This window comes from Kribbella sandramycini, assembly GCF_013131805.1.
GTDB classification, from domain to species: Bacteria; Actinomycetota; Actinomycetes; order Propionibacteriales; family Kribbellaceae; genus Kribbella; species Kribbella sandramycini.
In genome coordinates this window covers 51,126-73,262 of sequence record NZ_JABJRC010000009.1, presented here as the reverse complement: position 1 = coordinate 73,262, position 22,137 = coordinate 51,126, and the positions used below count along the sequence as shown (strand labels likewise).

Genomic DNA, 22,137 nt, shown 5'->3' with positions numbered 1-22,137 from the left:
CGTCCGAAGCACCAAGAATGCACAGATAGGAGCTGTCGTGAGCAATACACCGGTGAAGGTGGCCGTAACCGGCGCCGCTGGTCAGATCGGCTACAGCCTGTTGTTCCGGATCGCGAGCGGCGCGCTGCTCGGCCCGGACACCCCGGTGGAGCTGCGGCTGCTGGAGATCACCCCCGCGCTGAAGTCGCTCGAGGGCGTGGTCATGGAGCTCCAGGACTCGGCCTTCCCGACGCTGGCCGGGATCGAGATCGGCGACGACCCGAACGTCATCTTCAACGGCGCCAACGTCGCGCTGCTGGTCGGCGCGCGGCCGCGGACCAAGGGTATGGAGCGCGGTGACCTGCTGGAGGCCAACGGCGCGATCTTCACCGTCCAGGGCAAGGCGCTGAACGACCACGCCGCCGACGACATCCGGATCACCGTCACCGGTAACCCGGCCAACACCAACGCGCTGATCGCCAAGAGCAACGCGCCGGACATCCCGGCCGAGCGCTTCTCCGCGCTGACCCGGCTGGACCACAACCGCGCGCTCGCCCAGCTGGCGAACAAGACCGGCGTCCACGTCACCGATCTGAAGAAACTGACGATCTGGGGTAACCACTCCGCCACGCAGTACCCGGACATCTTCCACGCCGAGGTTGCCGGTAAGAACGCCGCCGAGGTCGTCAACGACCAGGACTGGCTGGAGAACGACTTCATCCCGACCGTGCAGAAGCGCGGCGCCGCGATCATCGAGGCCCGGGGCGCGTCCTCGGCCGCCTCCGCCGCGGCCGCCACCATCGACCACACCCGGGACTGGCTGCGCGGCTCGGCCGACGGCGACTGGCTGTCGATGGCGGTCGTCTCCGACGGCTCGTACGGCGTCCCGGAGGGCCTGATCTCCTCGTTCCCGGTGACCACCAAGGACGGCGACTGGGAGATCGTCCAGGGCCTCGAGGTCAACGACTTCTCGCGCGCCCGGATCGACGCGTCCACCGCCGAGCTCGGCGAGGAGCGCGAGGCCGTCAAGGCCCTCAAGCTGCTCGGCTGATTCACCGCTTGCGAAGGCCCCCGCGGATCGACTCCGCGGGGGCCTTCGGCGTTACTTGAGCAGGTACGCCGCGATCACGGCCTGCTCGGTGGTGTTCCCCGCCTTGTCGACGAGCTGCGCCCGCAACGAGACACTCGGCCCGGCCGGCGTCGCGAAGCTCGCCCGATAGCCCTTCGCCGTCCGCTGCACCTTCGCCTCCGTCCACTTCGTCCCGTCACCCGACACCTGGACCTTCAGCGACTTCACCGCCGTTGTGCCGTCGACCACCACCGGCAGCTCGGTCACCGCCGTCCGCGCCACCTTGTTGTGCAGATCCACAACCGGCTGGAACCGCACCGTACTGATCGGCAGATCGGTCGGCACCGTGGTCGCCGCCGACGTGAAGGTCACCGTCAGATCAACCTTGCTCGCGAACGGCAGCACCGACTGGGTACCGGTGGCGACCACCTTGTACGTCGCCTCCCCAGCCGGCAACCCGGACACATTGACCGAGCCGAAGGCGCCCGTGGTCGCGATCTGCTGACCGTCCCGGTAGAAGACGGTCTGCGCGGTTCCACCCACAACCCCGCCGAATCGGCCGTCCGAGTCGCCCAGCCGATCGATCCAGATCAACATCCGGTCGGCGGTCCGCTTGGCGTGGAAGGCTCGTGGGCCGAAGGCCGCCGCGTTCCAACGATCCTGGTAGGTCCGGCCGGCCCGGTACCGCACCGGGTCGACCGAATCCGAACGCCAGATCAGTTCGGGCGGACGTCCTCCGCCCTGCTCTTCCACCGCTCCCAGCCAGCCACCCGGCAGGTCGTCGTAGTAGTACCGAACGGTCCGCGGGGTGTCGAACTTCAGTCCGCTGAGCCAGAGTGAGCCTCGCCCTCCCGGAACCTCGGGCCAGGTGTACCGATTGATCCGGGCGCCGGACGTCGCATGCAGCGTCGTATCGACGACCGCGAGCTCCGAACGCCGGACGACGCGCTGGTCGCCGGTCGGGAACTCGCCAGGCTGCGTTTTCGCCAACTGGTAGACGTACGGCGAGTTCACGAAGCGGCCGTCTGCTCCGGGCACCGCCCACTCGGAGATCAGGTGTCCGCTGAACTCGTCAGCCGACAGCTTCGGTCCGATGCCGGCGGTGAAGAGGCCGTCCGGGCCGTAGCTGGGGCCGGAGTAGAAGTAGCCCTGGCCGCCTGGCGACGCCGGCCTCCGAAAGAAGCCGATCTGCTGGCCGGTCTGCTCGGCCTCGGCGTCCGGCAGCTTCGTCGTGACGCCCTTGGCCGTCCGCGCGTCCAGAACCACCGTGCGATCGGTGTCGAGCTCGACCTGCGGAGCCACCAAGTGGATCGAGACCCAGTCCTCCGGCGCTCGCTCGAACTCCGCCCATTGCCGCAGGAGGTACTTGCCCTTCGGCAGCCGGATCTGCACCGTGCCACGCGAGGTGTCGAGCGACTTGCGCTCTTCGCGTTCGATCGAGAACAGGTCGACCGGCCAGTCGGAGGGTTTCCCGTCCCGGGCGATCGCCTCCAGGGTCAACGTGTACGACTCGACCTCCTTGTCGACGCCGAGCGCCGTACCGACGGTCTGGTCGCCGTCGGTCGCCGTGATCCGGCCGGCGTACGTCCCGTCCGGGCCGGTGTGCTTGGTGTTCGAGGTGACCTGCACGGACGCCGTTCCGTTCGCGGGCACGGTCAGCGTTTCGGCACTGAGCCGAAGCGCGCCCGCCGGGGCGGCCTTACCGTCGGGCCCGGTGAGCTTGCCGTCCAGCTTCAGGGTGATGGGCTGGTCGCCGCTGTTGCGATAGGTGAGCGCCTTGGTGACCGGCTCGTCGTCGGTGTGCGGGTATGCCGCCAAACCGAACGACAGACTGCCTTCGACGGCCTGCACGGTCTGCTTGATGCCTTGGGCAACATCGATCCGCCCGGCGCCCTGCTGGAACCCGGTCTGCCCGGCGATCTCCTTCGCCGACCCCAGCAGCGCGCTCTTCAGCTCGGCCGCCTTCCAGGCCGGGTGCTGCTGTGCGAGCAACGCCGCGGCGCCGGCGGTGTGCGGCGTCGCCATCGACGTACCGGACGCGGTGGTGTAGTGGTCACCGACCGGATCACCCATGAAGCCGTCCTTCGACTTCGCGGCGATGATATCGACGCCGGGCGCGGTCACGTCCGGCTTGAGCGCTCCGTCGCCGGTCCGCGGACCGATGCTGGAGAAGTCCGCCAGACCTTCCTCCTTGTCGACCGCTCCGACGGTCAGCGCCGCGTCCGCGCTGCCCGGGGACTCGACCGTCCCGGCCCGCGGCCCACTGTTACCGGCCGCGACCACGAACAGTGTCCCGGTCTGCGCGGTCAACCGGTTGATCGCCTCCTCGAGCGGATCGAGCTCGGGGAAGTCGGGTCCGCCGAGGCTGATGTTGACGACATTCGCCTTGATCTCATTGGCTGCCCAGTCCATCGCGGCAAGGATCGCGGAGTCGGCGCAGCTACCGGACCCGTTGCAGACCTTGCCGTCGTACAGCTGTGCCTCGGGCGCGACCCCCTTGTACTTGCCGTCGGACGCCGCGCCGGTACCGGCGATCGTCGACGCGACATGGGTACCGTGGCCGTACCGGTCGCCGTCCGCTTCCGCGGTGAAGTTCTTGCCACCGGCAATTTGGGTGACCAGATCCGGGTGGGTCTTGTCGATCCCGGTGTCCAGCACCGCGACCTTGACGTCCTTGCCGGTGAAGCCCGCTTGCCAGGCGGCCGGGGCGCCGATCTGGGGGACGGATTTGTCCAGGCTGACCTTGCGTTTGCCGTCCAGCCAGACCTTCGCGGCGGCGGTCAGCAACGCCGGCTTCGCCTGCTTCTTGTCCACCTTCAGGGCGGCGCCGTTGATCGCCGGCAGCTGCCGGGTCACCGTCGTACCGGCAGGCGCCGACCGCTTGCCCTTGCCCTGGTACGTCGCCAGGATCGGGATCTCCTTGGTCGACGCGTCGTCGTACCCAGCCTCGATCAGGCCGGTGATGTCGAAGAGCCGTTCGTCCACTCGCCCGGCGCCGATCGCCTTCACGGCGTCCCCGGGAATGACGTACGTGTGCCCTCGCACGCTGTAGGTCTGGAAGCCGATCCGCTCCCGCCCCGGCCCACGCTCGATCGTCGGCTGCTTGCCGTGCAGAACGACGCGGTCACCCGTGATCAGCGTGACGCTGACTGACCTGCCACCAGGCTCGGCAGCGACCGGCTCGGCCGCGGCCGGCCCACTCACCGTACTCAACGCCAGACCCGCGACCGCCACGGCGGCGATCGCGGGTCTGCTTCTCCTACTCGGAGCCATCTTCAGGCCCTCCCCAGGTCTCGGTTACCGCCGAGACGCAACGGTCGCGACCAAGGGTTGCAGGGCTCAGCGAATTCGATAGGCGTCGAACACCGCTTGTTCGGTGGAGTTTCCGTCCCGGTCGACCACTTGCGCCTTGAGCGCGACACTCGACCCGGCCGGGGTCGGGAAGACGGCCCGATACCCGGCGGCCGTCCGCTGCACCGTCGCCTCGGTCCACGTCGCGCCGTCACCCGACACCTGGACCTTCAACGACTTCACGGATTTCGCGCCGTCCACCAGCACCGGCAACTCGGTCACCTTCGTCCGATCCACCTTGTTGTCGAGCCCGACCGCCGGCCGGAAACGGACCGTGCTGATCGGCAGCTTGGTGTCCTGCGCGCTGGAGGTGAACGTCGCCGTCAACTCGATCTTCGTCGCGAAGTCCGCCAGCGACTGGGTGCCGGTCGTCACGAACTTGTACGTCGCCTTCGCCGCCGGCAGTCCGGTGGCCGCCGCGTATCCGAAGCTCGGCGAGCTGGTCACCTCCTGCCCATCGCGGAGGAGCGTGCTGACCGCCTGGTCGGACCAGAGGTTCCCGAACCGGCCGTCCGCGTCACCGCGATTCCCGATCAACAACTGCAGTTTGTCGGCGGTCCGGGTGGCCGCAGCGACGCGCGGCCCGAAGGCAGCGGCCTGCCAGCGCTCGTGGTAGTTCCGGCCTGGCTGATACGTCTTCGGCGAGCTCGCGGTGTACCCGACGACGTTGTCGTCGGCATCGAAATCGATCGCCTCGCCGAACCACTGCGGAGCACCGCGGTCGACGTACTGCCGGACCGTGCGCGGCGCGTCGAGGGGGAACACCCGCACCCAGACGCCGGACACCTCAGGCAACACCGGGACGATCGTGCGCCCCACCTCCCGGTCCGAGGTCAGATGGATCGGGGAGTCGATGATCGCGAAGTCCTGCGGCTTGGGGACCCGGTTGTATCCGGTGACGAACTCCCCTGGCTGGTAGTCGGCCAGGGCGTAAATGTACGGCGTGTTCCGGTGTCTACCCGCACCGTCCGGGAGGGCCCACTGCGACGCCACGTACCCGGTCAGCTGCTCAGGCGGCAACTTCGGGCCGAGGCTGAGCGTGTACGCCGTTCCGAGCCGGAAGTTCAGCAGGCCCGTAGCCAGTCCCAACTCGTCGGGGTCGGTCAACCTCCGGTCGTACCCGATCACGGACTGGGCCTGCGTCGCGCCGGCCCGCGGCGCGGAGGTCAGGACGGGCTTCGCTTGTCGCGCGTCGAGGACGATCGTCCGGTCGGCGTCGAGTTTCACCTGTGGGGCAGCGAGTTCGAAGAAGATCCAGTCCTCCGGGCCGCGCTCGAACTCCTGGAACTGGTCGATCAGGTACTCGCCCTTGGGCAGCGTGAGCTCGAGTGTTCCGGTCGTCTCGGGGTACGAGATCTCCCCGGTGGCGAGGTCCAACAGCAGCAACGGACCGTCGGACGGTTTACCGTCGCGGGCGATCGTCTGGATGGTCAGCTGATACGACTCGGCAGCCTTGTCGACGCCGGTTGCGACGGTGACTTTCTGGCCGCCGCCGGTTGCGGTGATGCGGCCGGAGTAGAGGCCGTCCGGGCCGGTGTGCTTGGTGTTCGAGGTCGCCTGGACCGCAGCCGTACCGCCCGCTGGGATCGTGACGGACGTCGCGCTGAGCTGGAAGGCGTCGGCCGGAGCGGGATTGCCGTCCGGGCCGGTGAACGATGCTTCGAGGTCGAGGGTGATCGGCTGGTCGCCGAGGTTGCGATAGGTCACCGGCTTGGTGACGGGTTCGTCGTCAGTATGCGGATAGGTCGCCTGGCCGAAGGAGATGTTGCCCGGCTCGGCGATCACGGTCTGCTTGATCGCGGTGGTCAGATCGACCCGCCCGGCACCCTGCTGGAAGGCAGTCTGGTCGGCGGCCGGCTTGGCCGAGCCCATCAGCGCGCCCTTCAGTTCGGTCGCCTTCCAGGCCGGATGCTGCTGGGCGAGGAGGGCAGCTGCGCCCGCGGTGTGCGGTGCGGCCATCGACGTACCGGAGAGGTTCAGGTACTGATCGCCGACCGGCCGGCCGATCGTCGCGTTCTTGGCCTTGGCCGCGACGATGCCGGCACCGGGTGCGGAGATATCCGGTTTGACCGCGTGGTCACCCACCCGCGGGCCCTGGCTGGAGAAAGGGGTCGGCCCATCCTGTTTGTCGACGGCGCCGACCGTCAGTGCGGCGTCCGCGCTCCCCGGTGAGCCGACCGTCCTGGCCTTCGGACCTTCGTTGCCCGCGGAAATGACGAACAGCGTGCCGGTCTGCGCGGTCAACCGGTTGACGGCGTCTTCCAGCGGGTCGATCTCCGGCCCGTCCGGACCGCCCAGGCTGATGTTGACGACCGTGGCCTTGACCTCGTTCGCGGCCCACTCCATCCCGGCCAGGATCGCCGACTCCGGACAGCTCCGGGTGGCGCAGACCTTGCCGTCATAGAGCTTCGCCTCCGGGGCGACGCCCTTGTACTTACCGCCGGACGCCGCACCGGTGCCGGCGATCGTGGACGCGACGTGGGTGCCGTGACCAACGGCGTCGTCGGCCGAGGTGTCGGTGAAGTCGCGCGCGCCTGCGACCTGGCCGGCCAGATCGGGGTGGGTGGCGTCGATCCCGGTGTCGAGGACCGCGACCTTGATGCCCTTACCGGTGAACCCGGCCTGCCAGGCAGCCGGTGCGCCGATCTGCGGCACCGACTGCTCCAGGTTGAGCTCTCGCTTACCGTCGAGCCAGATCTTGGTCGCCGAGCCGAGGTCGGCGGTGGCCTTGCGCTTGTCGATGCGCAGCGCCGCGCCCTTCACGGCGGCGAGCTGGCGGGTGACCTCGGCGTTGGCCGGGACGGTGCGTTTCGCCTTGCCCTGGTACGTCGCGATGACCGGGATCTCGGTGGTCGACGCGTCGTCGTACCCGGCGGCGATCAGGCCTTTGACGTCGAACAGGCGCCGGTCCAGACGGCCATCGGCGACTGCCTTGGTCAGGTCCGCCGGGATCACGTACGAATGGTCCTTCGTCCGGTGGGCCTGGAAGCCGATGCGCTCCCGGCCGGGACCGGGTTCGATCGACTGCCGGGCCGGATCGCCGCCATGCAGCCGCACGGTGTCGCCGCTGATCAGCGTGACCCGCACGTCTTGCGGCCCAGCCGCCGGCGGCGGCGCGGCCTCAGCGTGCAGGCCGGGTACAGCAAGGCCCGCGACCGCCAGTACGGCGATCGCGGGCCGCTTTCTCATCTTCGGAGCCACTGTCGGCCCTCCCAGGTCTCGGTCGGTTCTGCAGTGTCGATACGCAGTGACCGAAACCTGGGGTTGCGCGGGTCAGCGGATTCGATAGGCGTGCAATACCTTCTGCGCCGAGACGATGCCGGCGCTGTCCTTGACCGAGGACCGCAGCGAGATCGTCTTACCTGCTGGGGTCTTGACGACGGCCTGGTAGCTGCCGTCGGCCAGCTTGGTGACGGCGGTGCGCTGCCAGGTCTTCCCGCCGTCACCGGAGACATCGACCGCGACCGCGGTGATCCCGGCCGGCTTCGCATTCTGCGCGTTGACGATCCGGAACGGCAGCGTGGTGGTCGCCGTGCGGGCGACCGCGTTCTGCTGGTCCACCGCCGGTGTGAAGTGGACGTCGCGCAGCGGCAGGATCTCCTTGACATCGCCGGTGTCCTGCGAGTCGAAGCTCCAGACATGGTCGACCTGCGTGGCCAGCTGCATCTTGCTGCGCTTGATCGAGACCTCGATCCGGTACGCCGCCTTCGCGGCCGGCACCGCCGGGATGTTGATCTGCCCCGCGACCGAGGACCAGTTCAGCAGCTTGCCGTTGTGGAACACCTTGGTCGTCTCGGAATCCGAGCCGGCCAGCGACGTCCCGAGATGGCCGTCGGCATCCGAGACCGGGAAGACCAGCACGTCGAGCTCGTTGCCCTGGCGATACACGCCGTCCCCGGCGTCGAGTGCGGCGTTCGCGACCGACCGGCCCCACTGCTCGGCGTATCGGCTGCCCGGCTTGAGCTTCGGCCCGGTCGAGTTCAGCATCAACGGCAGGTAGACCTCCTCGCCCTCGATCACGCTGTACGTCGCCGCGCCGTACCAGTGCATCGGGCCGGTGCCGGCATTGATCTCGACGAAGTGTGTCGCGGTCGCCGGAGCGTTGTAGAACGTGCTGATCCCGGCCGTGCTCTGATCCAGGCCGGGGACCCAGCCGAACCGCTCGTCCGACAGCAGCCCGCCGACCGCGTCCGCGGCGTACTTGGAGTCGATCCGCGCCAGGTCGGATTCGCGCACCACGCGCCGGTAGCCGGTGTAGTAGCTGCCGCGGCGGTTCTGGACCAGGTTGTAGTCGTACGGCGCGTTCCGGTTGTCACCGGGTTTGCGCTGCACCACCCAGCGCGAGTTGCTCGTCACGTGGAACTTGTCGAGCGGGGCCGCCGCGCCCATGGACCCGACCCAGAGGTTGTCGGGGTTGCCCTCGACCTCCATCCCGCCCTCGACCTCGAGATCGTTCGCGCCCTTGCGGAGGTACTCGAACTCCGCCTTGATCAGCGCGGTGTTCTTGCGCGGCAACGTCACCTTGATCGGCTTGGTCTTCCGGGCGTCGACGTCCAGCTTCATCGCCCGGCCGATGCTCAGGTTCGGCCAGATCAGCTGGTAGACGCGGGTGCTGGTGTCCCCGAGGATCGACTCGACGAAGTACTTGTCCTTCGGGATCCGGACCTTCGCGGCGCCGTTGGCGTCGGTGGTGATGTCGATCGCGAGCGGTTTGGTCAGCGAGTACAGCCGGGTGAAGTTCTTGTCGGTGCCCTTGCCGTCGAGCATCAGGTGCCGGACGGACACGTCGTAGCTCTCGATCTCCTTCTCGACGGCGAGCGGCGTCCCGATGCTGACACCGGGCGCGGTCGCGACGACCCGGCCGGAGTACAGGCCGTCCGGCCCGCGGTGGTTCGTGTCGGAGGTGACCGTCACGGCCGCGGTGCCGTTGGCCGGGACCGTGAGCTTGGCGGCGCTGAGCTTGAACGCGCTCTCCGGACCCGCCGCGCTGCCGGTGATCGAGCTGGCCTGCAGCGACAGCGTGACCGCCTTCGCGCCGAGGTTGCGATAGGTGAGCTGTTTGGCGACCGGCTTGTCGTCGGTGTGCGGCCAGAGCGCCGTGCCGAAGTCGATGCTGCCGGGGACCGAGACGACGGAGCCGGTGATCGCGCGGGCGACGTCGATCCGGCCGGCGCCCTGCTCGAACACGGTGGCGGCCTTGATCACCTTGCCGGTGCTCATCAGCGCGGCCTTCAGCTCCGCCGCCTTCCACTTCGGATGCTGCTGGGCCAGGATCGCGGCCGCCCCGGCCACGTGCGGCGTCGCCATCGACGTGCCGCTGGCCATCACGTAGTTCTCGCCGACCGGCTCGCCTTCGTTCGTGCCCTTCGCCCGGGCCGCGACGATGTCGACGCCGGGGCCCATCACGTCAGGTTTGATCCCGACGCCTTCGAGCAGGGGGCCGCGGCTGCTGAGATCGGCCAGCGCGTCCTGCTTGTCGACCGCGCCGACGGTCAGCGCGGACACCGCCGTACCGGGCGAGCGAACGGTCTGGCCGTCGGGGCCCTCGTTACCGGCGGCGACCACGAACAACGCGCCGGTCTTCGCCGTCAGCCGATCGAGTGCGGCCTCGATCGGGTCGAGCCCCGGCTCGTCGTAGATCCCGAGGCTCATGTTGATCACCCGGGCCTTCTGCTCGACCGCGGCCCACTCCATCCCGGCCAGGATGGCGGAGTCGGGGCAGCTGCCCTCGCCGTCGCAGATCTTGCCGTCGAGCAACCGCGCGCCAGGTGCGACGCCCTTGTACTTACCCTTCGACGCGGCGCCGGAGCCGGCGATCGTCGAGGCGACATGGGTGCCGTGACCGAGTTGGTCGCCGGCCGGGTCCTTGGTGAAGTTCTTGCCGCCGACAACCAAGCCCTTGAAGTCCGGGTGGTTGGCGTCGATCCCGCTGTCGAGCACCGCCACCGGCACGCCCTTGCCGGTGAACCCGGCCTTCCAGGCCGCCGGCGCGCCGATCTGCGGAACGCTCTTGTCGAGTTGCGTACGGCGTTTGGCGTCCAGCCAGATCGTGCCCGCCGACCGGCTGCGCAGCCCCCGGCTCAGACTGGCGAAGAACGCGCCGCCGGCGGCTTTGTCGACCGTCGCCGCGGCCAGCCCGGAGGTCCCGATCGGCCGCGGCATCGTTGCCCCAGGCAACGTGCTGCGCAGCTGGACGCCGGCCGCCGGCAACAGCACCGGCGTCGCCTTCGTCCGGGCGTCGTCGTACCCCATCTCGATCAGCCCGGTGACGTCGAAGAACCGGCGGTCGAGGCGCCCCGACTTGACCGCGGCCAGCACGTCGACCGGCAGCACCCGCAGCCGGCCACGCTCCCGGCTGGTCTTGAAGACCATCCCGGCCCGCCCCTTGCCCGCGGTCACCGTTGGCGCCTGCCCCGGCCGGACGACGACCCGGTCACCGGTGATCAACGTGACCACCTTGGCCGGCTCCGGCTTCGCAACCGCCGGCTTCGCGGCCGCGGCAGCCGGCTGGGCCGCCTGCGCACCGCCGCCGGCCAAAGCCGCGGTCGAGACAAGCGCCGCGGTCCCCACGACCGCGGCGCCCGCCAACGCAACTCGTTTTCTGTTCAACCTCATCTACCTTTCCAGTCGACGCACAAGTCGATCAGGCAGACGTCGCGAAGGACACAGAGGTTGATCTCAACTTCCCTTCATTTCAAGGGATATGCGCCAATCGTGGTCTGATCCGTAGTGTTGCCTTCGGCATCGGCCACATGAACCCTCAGCGAGATATCCTGCGCCCCCTTCGGCGTCGCGAACACCGCCCGATACTCACCCTTGCTCCCGCTCACCTTCGCCGCCCGCCACGTCTTCCCGCCGTCCCCGGACACCTGAACCTCGACCTTCTTGATCTTCGGTAGCGGCTGCTCGACGCCGTTGACATCCCGGGAGGCGGTCAGGAAGACCGGCAGCACGGTGACCGGCGTCCGGTCGACGCGGTTGCGCTGGTCGACCTTCGGGCGGTAGCCGACGCCGACCATCGGGATCCGCTTCTCGCCGTCCCCGGGCGCGGACGTGAACTCGAAACGCAGGTCCGTACGGGTACTGAGGGCGGAGTGCGACGGGCGCGACTGCGTGGTCTCGTACACGTAGCGGGTCGGTTCCTTGGGCAGCCCGTCCATGACGACGAACCCGAACCGGTCGACCTCGTAGACGAGCTCGCCGTTGCGGAAGAGCTTGCCCGACTCGCTGTCGACCAGCATGTTGCCGCGGTTACCGTCGGCGTCCACCAACGGGTCGAGGAACAGCAGCATCAGGTCGCCGGACCACATCGGCTCGGACGGCCCGGTCCCGAAGGCGGCCGCGTTGAAGCGTTCGCGATAGGTCTTACCGGGCTGGTAGACCTTGTACGGGCTGTCGATCCAGCTGTGCCAACCGAACGGGAGACCGTGAGGATCCTGACTCAGATCCATCGGCTCGATGATGCTGGTCGACCAATGCGCGGCTTTCGCCTCCACGAATACCTTGGCCGAGCTCGGCTGACTGTTGCTGAAGGCGCGGGTCCACAACGACAGCCGGCCCGGAGTCAGCGCGTTGACCGACCGCCAGATCGTCCGGTCGCTGACCGCGTTGACCTGCTGCTCGATCGTCGCGAAGTCCTGCTGCCGCAGCTTTCGGGTGACGCCGGTCGGGAACCGGCCGTAGTCGCTGTGGAACTGCGCATAGCTGAACGGCGAGTTGTCGAATCCACCGGACGCGTCCGGCTTGGCCCACTGTGTGCTGAGAAAGCTGAACAGCTGATCGGTCGGGAGTTCGGGGCCGAGGTGCAGCGTGTAGAAGCTGTCGATCCCTGGAAGAATCGCCGCCGGCGCCCACAGCTTGTAGTCCGGCAGCGGGCGTTCGTACCCCAGCACCGCGGTGGCGAGCTCGGCCTCCTGGTTCGGCACCGAGACCTCGAGCGGTTTCGCGGCGCGGGCGTCGATGACGATCGTGGTGTCCTCGGTCAGCTGCAGACTCGGCTGCGCCGTCCAATAGTTCGAGCTCTTCGCCGGGTTGTTCGGGTCGGGCACGATCAGGCGGTTGTCCAGAATGTGCTCGCCCTTGGGCAGCCGGAGCTTCACCTCGGACTTTCCGGTGCCGTAGAAGTGCAACTGGTCGTCGGCGATCTCGTAGAGCATTCCGCGCGGCGCCACCGGCTCGCCGTCCGGCCCGACGCCGCGCAAGGTCAGTACGTACTTCTCCACCTCACGGTCGATGCCGATCGGGCTGGTGAGCGTGAGGCCTGCGGCGGTTGCGGTGACCCGGCCGGAGTACAGGCCGTCCGGTCCGTCGTGTTTGGTGTCGGAGGTGACCTGGACGGTCGCGGTGCCGCCCGCCGGCACGCTGACCTGGTTGGCGCTCAGTGCGATTGCGCTGCTCGGCGCGGGGTTGCCGTCCGGCCCTTTCAGGTCGGTGGCCAGGTTCAGGGTGACCGGCTGGTCGCCCAAGTTGCGGTAGGTGAGCGGTTTCGTCACCGGCTGGTCGTCGTCGTGCGGCCAGGACGCCGTACCGAACGACAGCGCGCCGGGCTCGGTGACGACGTTCTGCTTGATCGCCTTCGCCACGTCGACGAGGCCGGCGCCCTCTTGGAACGCTGTCTGCCCATCCGTGGCTTTCGCCGTTCCGGTCAATGCGCTCTTCAGCTCGGCAGACTGCCAGGCTGGATGCTGTTGCCGCAGGAGCGCCGCGGCGCCGGCCGCATGCGGGGTGGCCATCGACGTGCCGCTGAGCACCAGGTACTGATCGCCGACCGGCCGACCGATGATCGCGTCCTTGGCCTTGGCGGCAATGATTCCGTCGCCTGGTGCGATCAGGTCCGGTTTCACAGCGGCGTCGCCGATCCGCGGACCACGGCTGGAGAACTCGGCCAACTGGTCGAACTCGTCCAGGGCGCCGACCGTCAGCGCGGCGTCCGCGCTGCCGGGCGACTCCACCGTTCCGTTCGTCGGGCCGGAGTTGCCGGCGGCGATCACGAACAGCGCGCCGGTCTCGGCCGACAGCCGGTTCACCGCGGCTTCGAGCGGATCGATCTCCGGAGTGTCCGGGCCGCCCAGGCTGAGGTTGACCACGTCCGCCTTGACCTCCTTGGCGGCCCACTCCATCCCGGCCAGGATCGCCGAGTCCGGACAGCCCTCGACGACGCACACCTTGCCGTCGTACAGCTTGGCGTCCGGGGCGACGCCCTTGTACTTGCCGCCGGACGCCGCGCCGGTCCCGGCGATCGTCGAGGCGACGTGGGTGCCGTGGCCGACCTTGTCGGCGCCGGGCTCGTCGGTGAAGTTCTGCGTACCGGCGACCTGCGTCGCCAGGTCCGGGTGGGTCTTGTCGATGCCGGTGTCCAGGACGGCGACCTTGACCCCCTGACCGGTGAAGCCGGCCTTCCAGGCTTCGGGGGCGCCGATCTTCGGCACCGAGAGGTCGAGCGACGGCTTGCGCTTCCCGTCCAGCCAAACCTTCGCCACGGCGCCGGCCGAGCGAGCCTTACCGACACCGGCCAGGAAGCTGCCGGCGTCGGTCTTGCGCACCTGCAGCGCCGTGCCGTTCACACTCGGCAATTGCCGGGCAACCTTGGCGCCCGGTAGTACCGCGCGCTGTTTCGCCCTACCTGCGTAGGTGACGATGACCGGGATCGAGGGACTCGACTTGTCGTCGTACTGTGCCGCGATCAACCCGTTGACGTCGAAGAGCCGCTGGTCGAGCCGGCCGCTCGCGACGTCCGGCTGCACATCCGACGGGACGACGTACAGCCGCTCGCGGACCCGGTAGGTGTTGAAAGCGATCTGGCGGCGTCCCGGCCCCGGCTCGACAACGGCCAGGCCGCGACCACCGTCGTCCAGTAAGACACGGTCTCCGGTGATCAGAGTGACCTGATGTTTGGTCGGCGACTCCGCTCGCGGCGGCTTCGGTGGCGCGGCCTGCGCCGGCGCACTCAGTCCGGCGGTCAGGATCGCGAGCGCAGCAACGGCGACGGCGCCTGCCTGCCTGGATCGGGCGGTAGATGGCACGTGAGTCCTCCCATGTGGTGGTCTGCATGGGTAAAGCGACTCGGGGTGCCGAAGGTTGAGGGAAGGGCCTGCCCTGGCAGTAAGTTGCCAGGGCAGGCCGATTTCATCGGGTACTAGCGCAGGGGGTAGGCGCCGATCGTGGTCTGATCGGTGATGTTGCCCTGGGCATCTACCAGGTGGGCCTTCAGGGAGATGGTCTTCGCGCCCTTGGGGGTGCCGAAGATCGCCTTGTAGGCGCCCTTGCCGGACGGGGCGACCGCGGCCTTGTGCCAGGTCTTGCCGTCGTCGCCGGAGACCTGGAGCTCCAGCTTCTTGACCGCCGGGACCTTGACGCCACGCTGGGCGACCAGGGTGATCGGCAGCACGGTGACCGGCGTCCGGTCGGCGACGTTGTGGTCGTCGACCTTCGGCGAGTACTGCAGGCCGGCGATCGGGATCGGCGTCTCCTTGTCGGTGGCGGCCGACGTGAACGTGTAGGTCAGGTCGGTCCGCGTGCTGAGCGAGGAGATCGACTCCCGGGACTGCGTGGTCTGCAGCTGGTAGGTCGCCTTGCCGGCCGGCAGGTCGAACGCCTCGGCGTTGCCGAAGCCCTCGAACTCGCCGATCAGCTCGCCGTTGCGCAGCAGCTTCGACGATCCGGAGTCGGACCGGGTGAAGCCCGCGTTGCCGTCGCCGTCGAGCAGGCTGTTGGCCAGCACGAGCAGGTAGTCCTGGTCCCGGATCACCAGGTTCGGCGCGGTCGAGAACGCGGCGCCGTGGAACCGCTCGTCGTACTTCTTCCGGGCCTGGTAGCCCTTGAACGGCGACTGCACGTCGGTGATCAGGTCCGGGAACGGGTTCTCCGGGTCGGCGCTCGGGACGACCTCGCTGAAGCCTGTGCTCCAGGTGGCCGGCTTGTCGTCGACGAACGCCTTGAGTGCGGTCGGCTGGTCGTACTCCAGGATGGCGCCCCAGCCGCCGCCGAGGTTCGGCGCGGCGGCGTACGCCACCCGCTCCAGCAGCCGGTCGCTGTTCACGTTGACATGCTGGTCGAGCTGGGCGAGCTCCTTACCCTTCACGGCGCGGGCGAGCCCGGTCGGGAAGGCACCGGGAGTCGGGTCCATCTGGCCGTAGAAGACCGGAGAGTTGCGGAACCGGCCGTCCGCGCCCGGCTTGGCCCACTGCGACGACACGTAGCCGGTCATCTGCTCCGGCGGCAACGCCGGCCCGACCTGCGCGGTGTAGGCGCCGTCGTAGTTCTGGCCGAGGTAGGTCGCATCCAGACTGCCTTGCCCACCGGACGGCGTCCAGACGAAGCCGTACGTCGCGAGCACCGACTCGACGCCGGATTCGGCTACGGCCACCTCGAGCGGCTTGGCCTTCCGGGCATCGTGCACCGACGTGACGTCCTTGGTCAGCTTCACACCCGGCTCGACGAGCGAGTAGGACTTGAAGCTCGCCGGGTCCTCCGGGTCACCCTCGTACTGCGAGGTGTCGGCGACGTACGAGCCCTTCGGCAACCGGACGGTCGCGCCGTCGGCGGGGACCTCCAGGAAGACGAAACCGGTCGGGCCGAACAGGCTGCCGAACGCCTCGGCGGGCTTGCCCTGGCGGTCGAGCGCCTTGAGCGTGTAGTTGTAGCTCTCGACCTCCTTGTTGACGCCGAGGCCGGAGATGACCGTGGCGTCACCGCCGGTCGCGGTCACGCGGCCGGAGTAGGCGCCGTCGGGGCCGTTGTGCTTGGTGTTCGAGGTGACCTGCACCGAGGCGGTGCCGCCGGCCGGAACGGTGACCGAGTTCGCGCTCAGCGCGAATGCGCCCGCCGGGGCCGGGTTGCCGGCCGGGTCGGTGAAGGTGGCGGCCAGGTTCAGCGTGACGGTCTGGCTGCCGAGGTTGCGGTAGGTCAGCGTCTTGGTGACCGGGGTGTCATCGTCGTGCGGCCAGATCGCCGTGCCGAACGAGACGGTGCCCGGGTCGGTGACGACGGTCTGCTTGATGCCCTTGGCGACGTCGATGCGACCGGTGCCCTGCTGGAAGACACCCAACTCCGGAGCCGGCTTGGCGGAGGCCATCAGGGCCGCCTTGAGCTCGGCGGCCTTCCACTCCGGGTGCTGCTGGGCCAGGATCGCCGCGGCGCCCACGGTGTGCGGGGTCGCCATCGACGTACCGGAGGCGCTGAAGTACTTGTCACCCGGCAGGGCGCTGTCCTTGGAGCGGGCAGCCACGATGTCGACGCCGGGCGCGGTCACGTCCGGCTTGACGCCGCCGTCGCCGACGCGCGGGCCGAGGCTGGAGAAGTAGGCCAGCTTGTCCTGCTTGTCGACGGCGCCGACGGTCAGCGCGGCCTCCGCGCTCCCCGGCGAGCCGATCGAGCCAGGGCCCCGCAGGCCGGAGTTGCCCGCGGCGATCACGAAGAGCGTGCCGGTCTGCTCGGTCAGCTGGTTGACGGCCGCTTCGAGCGGGTCGATCTCCGGAGTGTCCTGACCGCCCAGACTGAGGTTGACCACCTTGGCCTTCACCTCGTTGGCCGCCCACTCCATCCCGGCGAGGATGCTCGACTCCGGGCAGTCGAAGGCGCCGCAGACCTTGCCGCTGTACAGCTTCGCGTCCGGAGCGACGCCCTTGTACTTACCGCCGGACGCCGCGCCGGTGCCCAGGATCGTCGACGACACGTGCGTGCCGTGGCCGTCGGTGTCACCGACCGGCTCCTCGATGAAGGTCTTGGCCTCCGCGACCTGCGTCGCCAGGTCCGGGTGCGCGTCGTCGACACCGGTGTCGAGGACGGCGACCTTCACGTCCTTGCCGGTGAAGCCGGCTGCCCACGCGGTCGGCGCGCCGATCTGCGGGACGGACTTGTCGAGGAACAGCTCGCGTTTGCCGTCGAGCCAGATCTTGTCGATCCCGGCCGCCGACCGCGCCGCGGAGCCGGTCAGGAACTCGGCCGCCTTGGCCTTGTCGACCTTGAGCGCCGCGCCGTTGACGACCGGCAGCTGGCGGGTCACCGTCGCCCCGGGCGCGGCAGCCCGCTGTTTCGCCTTACCTGCATAGGTGACGATCACCGGGATGGTCTTGGCCGACTTGTCGTCGTACTTGGCCTTGATCAGGCCGGTGACGTCGAAGAGCCGCCGGTCCAGCCGGCCGCTCGCGAGCTGCCCGAAGACGTCGGACGGCACGACGTACAGATGGTCCTTGACCTTGTAGGTCTTGAATTTGACGTGTTCGCGCCCCTTACCAGGCTGCACGGTCGCACGGCCGTCGGCGCGCACGATGACGCGGTCGCCGGTGACGAGTGTGACGGTGGCCGGCTGCGCGGTCTTACCGACCTGCGCCTTGCCGGCCCGGGCAGGCCCGGGTTGGGCGGCTGTTGCCTGGGCCAGGCCGGATAGGCCGATCCCCAGGGCGGCGATCGAGGCGACGGCGGCAACGCCGATCCGCCTCGATCGTGGTGTTGATACCACGATGAGTCCCTCCCGTTTCGGTTGTCCTCACGACGAGCCCATCCGCCCTCCCTCACGGAACGGAGCCGATGGGCCACTACCGGTAGATGTCCGGTCTAGCCCATTCAGTTGCACGAACCGGAGGACATGGCAGGAAGCTGCAAAAACAGTGACCGCCCGTTCACCCTTGGTATACCGGGTGAACGGGCGGCCTGGACGACGGATTACCGCAGCGGATACGCCTCGTACGTCGTTTCTTCGGTGACGAACCCGGATTCGTCGACGATTTTCGTCTTCAGTGAAACGGCCGCGGCGCCCTTCGGGGTCACGAAAGTTGCCCGGTAGCCGCCCCGTCCGTCCGCGGTCACCGTTGCCTTCGACCACGTCTTTCCGGCATTGCCCGAAATCTGAGTCGACACACTCCGGATCTTCGGCAGCACCCCGTCCCGCTGCGCCTCCAGCGCGATCGGGAGCACCGTCACCGGCGTCCGCTCAGCCACATTGTCGACCCCGACCTTCGGCCGGTAACGGATCCCGACCGCCGGCAACAGCGCCTTACGATCGGTCGCCGCGGAGGTGAACGTCCACTTCCGATCCGTCCGGGTGCTGAACGACGACCAGGACTTCCGGGTCATCGTGCTCTCCAGCGTGTACGTCGCCCGCTCCGGCGGCAGCCCGTCGATGTACGCGTCGCCGTAGATCGACTCCGCGATCAGCTTGCCGTTGCGGAGCAGCCGGCTGCTGCTGGTGTCCCGATACGTCTCACCTTTGTTGCCGTTGGCATCCATCAGGGTGTGGTCCAAGAGGTTCAGCACGTCACGATCGCGGAAGGCCCAGACCGGCGCGGTCGTGAAGGCAGCGGCGTTCATCGGCTCCCGGTACGTCTTGCCCGCCTGGTACGGGCGATGCCTCGACCACAGTATGGTCGCCGCGAAACTCGGATCGGCGGGGTCGAGCTCCTCGAGTTGCCGCATCCACACGGCGCCTTGCCCGGCGACCAGCAGTCGTGCGGTCCGACCCTGGTCGAACTCCGGTTGCGCCCCGAAGGTCCACCTCATCCCAGGCGCCATTCCGAACGCGCCGACCCGGGTCTTGCGGTCACCGGCCTGGTGGATCGGGACCTCGATCGTGGCGAAGTCCTGTTCTCGCAGCGCCCGGTCGAAACCGGTCGGGAACCCCCCGGGGAAGGTATCGAAATGGTTGTGGACGTACGGCGGATTCCGGAAGTCGCCGGCTGGACCTGGCGGCACCCAGCCCGCCGCGAGGAACCCGGTCATCGCCCCGGGCTGCGCCGACGGCCCGACCTGACCGGTGTAGACGGCGTCGTAGCTGTGATACTGCGACATCACCGTCAGGCTGCTTTCGGCGCCAGGTGTCTCCTTACGTTCATAGCCGACGGTCGCCCGCTGGATCTTGGCCTCGGCGTGCGGGGCGGCAACCGTGACCTTCTTCGCCTTTCGGCTGTCGAAGGTCACCGTGCTGTCCCCGGTCAGGTCCAGTCGTGGCTGGACCATGGTGAAACTACGTCCGAGGGCCTCGGGGTCCTCCGGGTTCGGGATGAACTGCGTCGAGTAGAGCAGATACTCACCCTTCGGCAGCCGGAGCTGAACCGGACCGGGCTCGGGCCAGAACATGTCCGTCGATTCGCCGGTCTTGACGTTGTACGTCATCAAACTCTCGAAAGTGCCTTGTTTGCCGTCCGGGTCGACGACGTCAGTGGTGATCGTGTAGTGCTCAAGCTGCTTGTTCACCCCGAGTGCCGTGGTGATCGCGACGCCGTTGGCGGTGGCGGTCACCTGGCCGGCGTAGGCGCCGGTCGGGCCGTCGCTGTTGGTGTCGATCGTGACCTGCACGACCGCGGTTCCACCGGCGGGCACGGTGACGCTTCGGGTGCTGAGCTCGAGTGATCCGGCCGGTGCGGGCTTGCCGTCCGGCGCGGTCAGGGCGGCGTCGAGCTGCAGCGTGACCGGCTGCTTGCCGCTGTTGCGATAGGACAACGGCTTGGTGATCGGCTTGTCGTCGTCATGTGGGTACTCGACCAGGCCGAAGAACAGGCTGCCGGGCGAAGCGCCCACCTGCTGCTGCACGGCTTTCGCGACGTCGACGCGACCGGCGCCCTGGTCGAATCGGGTCTGCCCGGCGATGCTCTTGGCTGCGCCCATCAGCGCGCCCTTGAGCGCCTCGGCGTCCCAGTCGGGGTGTTGCTGGGCGAGGATGGCGGCAGCACCGGCGACGTGCGGGGTAGCCATCGAGGTGCCGCTGAGCTGCAGGTACCGATCGCCGACGGGGAAGCCGATTTTCGACTCGCTCGCCTTTGCGGCGACGATGCCGGCGCCGGGCGCGGTCACATCAGGTTTGAGACCGCCGTCGCCGAGTCGCGGGCCGCGCCCGGAGAAAGCCGAGAGCTGGTCCTGCCGGTTGACCGAGCCGACGGTGAGGGCGGAGTCTGCGCTGCCCGGCGTGTCGACCGTGCCGGCGTCCGGGCCCCAGTTGCCGGCAGCAATCACGAACAGCGTGCCGGTCTGTTCGGTGAGCCGGTTGACGGCCTCCTCGACCGGGTCGATCCCCGGCGTGTCGCGGCCGCCCAGGCTGAGGTTGACGACCTTCGCCTTCACCTCGGTCGCGGCCCACTCCATCCCGGCGATGATCGACGAGAGGGCGCAGTCGCCGTACTCGTCGCACACCTTGCCGTCGTAGAGCTTGGCCTCCGGCGCGACGCCCTTGTACTTGCCGGCCGAGGCCGCCGCCGTGCCGGCGATGGTCGAGGCGACGTGCGTGCCGTGGCCGTTGCGATCGCCGGCTCCGGTGCCGGTGAAGTCCTGCGCAGCGGCGACCTGCGTCGCCAGGTCGGGATGCTCGGTGTCGATTCCGCTGTCCAGGACGGCGACGGATACGCCCTTGCCGGTGTAGCCGGCTTGCCAGGCGGCGGGGGCGCCGATCTGGGGGACGGACTCGTCCAGCGAGACCTTGCGCTTGCCGTCGAGCCAGACCTTCTGGACGCCGGCGGCGGAGCGGGCCGTCGTCGTATCGGCCAGGAAGGCGGCCGCGTTCTTCTTGTCGACCTTGAGCGCGGCGCCGTTGACGACCGGCAACTGCCGGGTGACGGTTGCGCCCGCGGCGGCCGCGCGCGACTTGGCCTTGCCGTTGTAGGTGACGATGACCGGGATCGACGAGCTCTTCCGGTCGTCGTAACCGGCTTTGATCAGCGCGGCGACGTCGAACAGCTGCGGATCGAGCCGGCCGGCGGCGAGCTGCTTGGTCACGTCGGCCGGCAGCACCTCGACCCGGTCCTTGACGATCCGCGTCGTGAACCGGATCTGCTCGCGGCCGGGGCCGGGGTCGATCGCGACCCGGCCTTCGGTGAGCGTGACGCGGTCGCCGGTGAGCAGCGTGACCTGACCGCTGAGTTTGCCGGCGCGCGTCGGTGTCGGCGCCGGGGCGGCCTGGGCCGCGGCCGGTAGGCCAAAGGTCGCGATCGAGACGGCGGCGACGACGCCGAGCCATCTCGATCGTGGAGCGGATCCCACGATGGGTCCCCTTTCGGTTGTCCTCGACCGTGGAATGTCGCGAACCCCGAAGGAGGTTGCATCACCCTTCGAGCGACCTCGAAACGAACCCGGATTCGACCAGCTCCGCGACGGTCGCGCGCAGGAACGCGATCGTCTCCGGCTGCCGGTTCTGCGGCGTGCCGACGGCCTGCCGGATCTCCATGAACGGCTCCTCGATCAACCGGAACCCCGGCTGGGCCGCGACGAACTCCGTCACCGGCTCCCGGATCCCCGCACCCACCTCGAGCCCCTCGGCGCGGAACACATCGACGCCTTCCTCGCCCCGGACGACGGTCGCGTGCTGGACGGTCCGGCTGAGATGCAGGTCGTACGCCGAACCGGCTTTCACCCCGATCCGGACGCCGGGGGCGTCGACGTCCGCGACCGTGGTCAGCACCGACTCGGCGGGGACGACGTACACGCCCTCGATCACGACGTACGGCTCGGTGAACGCGACCTGGTCGGCCCGGGCCGGGTCGATCGCGAGGAAACACAAGTCGGCCGCGCCGGTGACGATGGCGTCGAAGGATTTGCGGGCGGCATCGAAACAGACGAGCTCGACCGGTACGCCGAGGCGCCGGCCGAGCTCGCGGGCGATGTCGACGGTGACCCCGCCCGGGGCGGCCGGCGTCCCGTGCGCGAGGACCGGGTTCCCCAGGTTGACGGCGGCTCGCAGGACGCCGGTGGGGGCCAGATCCGCGCGGACATTCGTCATGTCGCGACCTTACTCACCAGTGTTTTGAAAGGGACAT

8 protein-coding genes are annotated in these 22,137 nt (G+C 68.8%); 1 reads left to right on the top strand and 7 read right to left on the bottom strand.

Translation table 11 applies throughout. The features are described from left to right. Positions 1-37 precede the first annotated feature (37 nt). Positions 38-1,030 carry a malate dehydrogenase gene (locus tag HPO96_RS30425; protein WP_171677829.1) on the top strand — a complete coding sequence of 331 codons (993 nt, stop codon included), beginning with the start codon at positions 38-40 and terminating at the stop codon, positions 1,028-1,030. 51 nt (positions 1,031-1,081) lie between these two features. Here HPO96_RS30425 and HPO96_RS30420 read toward each other — a convergent pair whose 3' ends face one another. The 7 genes from HPO96_RS30420 to HPO96_RS30390 all read right to left on the bottom strand — a co-directional run bounded on the left by HPO96_RS30420 (position 1,082) and on the right by HPO96_RS30390 (position 22,100). Then, positions 1,082-4,321 carry a S8 family serine peptidase gene (locus tag HPO96_RS30420; protein WP_171677828.1) on the bottom strand — a complete coding sequence of 1,080 codons (3,240 nt, stop codon included), beginning with the start codon at positions 4,319-4,321 and terminating at the stop codon, positions 1,082-1,084. Positions 4,322-4,387: 66 nt separating this feature from the next. Beyond that, positions 4,388-7,588 (bottom strand): S8 family serine peptidase, encoded by a 3,201-nt coding sequence (locus tag HPO96_RS30415; RefSeq protein WP_171677827.1) that lies wholly within the window; start codon positions 7,586-7,588, stop codon positions 4,388-4,390. Between the two features lie 84 nt (positions 7,589-7,672). Then, positions 7,673-11,014 (bottom strand): S8 family peptidase, encoded by a 3,342-nt coding sequence (locus HPO96_RS30410; protein ID WP_171677826.1) that lies wholly within the window; start codon positions 11,012-11,014, stop codon positions 7,673-7,675. A gap of 74 nt (positions 11,015-11,088) precedes the next feature. After that, entirely contained in the window at positions 11,089-14,421 is a 3,333-nt protein-coding gene (locus HPO96_RS30405; RefSeq protein ID WP_171677825.1) for a S8 family serine peptidase, read from the bottom strand. Positions 14,422-14,534: 113 nt separating this feature from the next. After that, on the bottom strand, positions 14,535-17,858 hold the full coding sequence (locus tag HPO96_RS30400) for a S8 family serine peptidase (protein WP_171677824.1): 3,324 nt from the start codon (positions 17,856-17,858) through the stop codon (positions 14,535-14,537). Positions 17,859-18,061: 203 nt separating this feature from the next. Beyond that, the gene (locus HPO96_RS30395; protein WP_171677823.1) at positions 18,062-21,364 is read right to left on the bottom strand and encodes a S8 family serine peptidase; all 3,303 of its coding nucleotides are present in this window, start codon (positions 21,362-21,364) and stop codon (positions 18,062-18,064) included. Positions 21,365-21,425: 61 nt separating this feature from the next. Next, positions 21,426-22,100 carry a transporter substrate-binding domain-containing protein gene (locus tag HPO96_RS30390; RefSeq protein ID WP_171677822.1) on the bottom strand — a complete coding sequence of 225 codons (675 nt, stop codon included), beginning with the start codon at positions 22,098-22,100 and terminating at the stop codon, positions 21,426-21,428. Positions 22,101-22,137 lie beyond the last annotated feature (37 nt).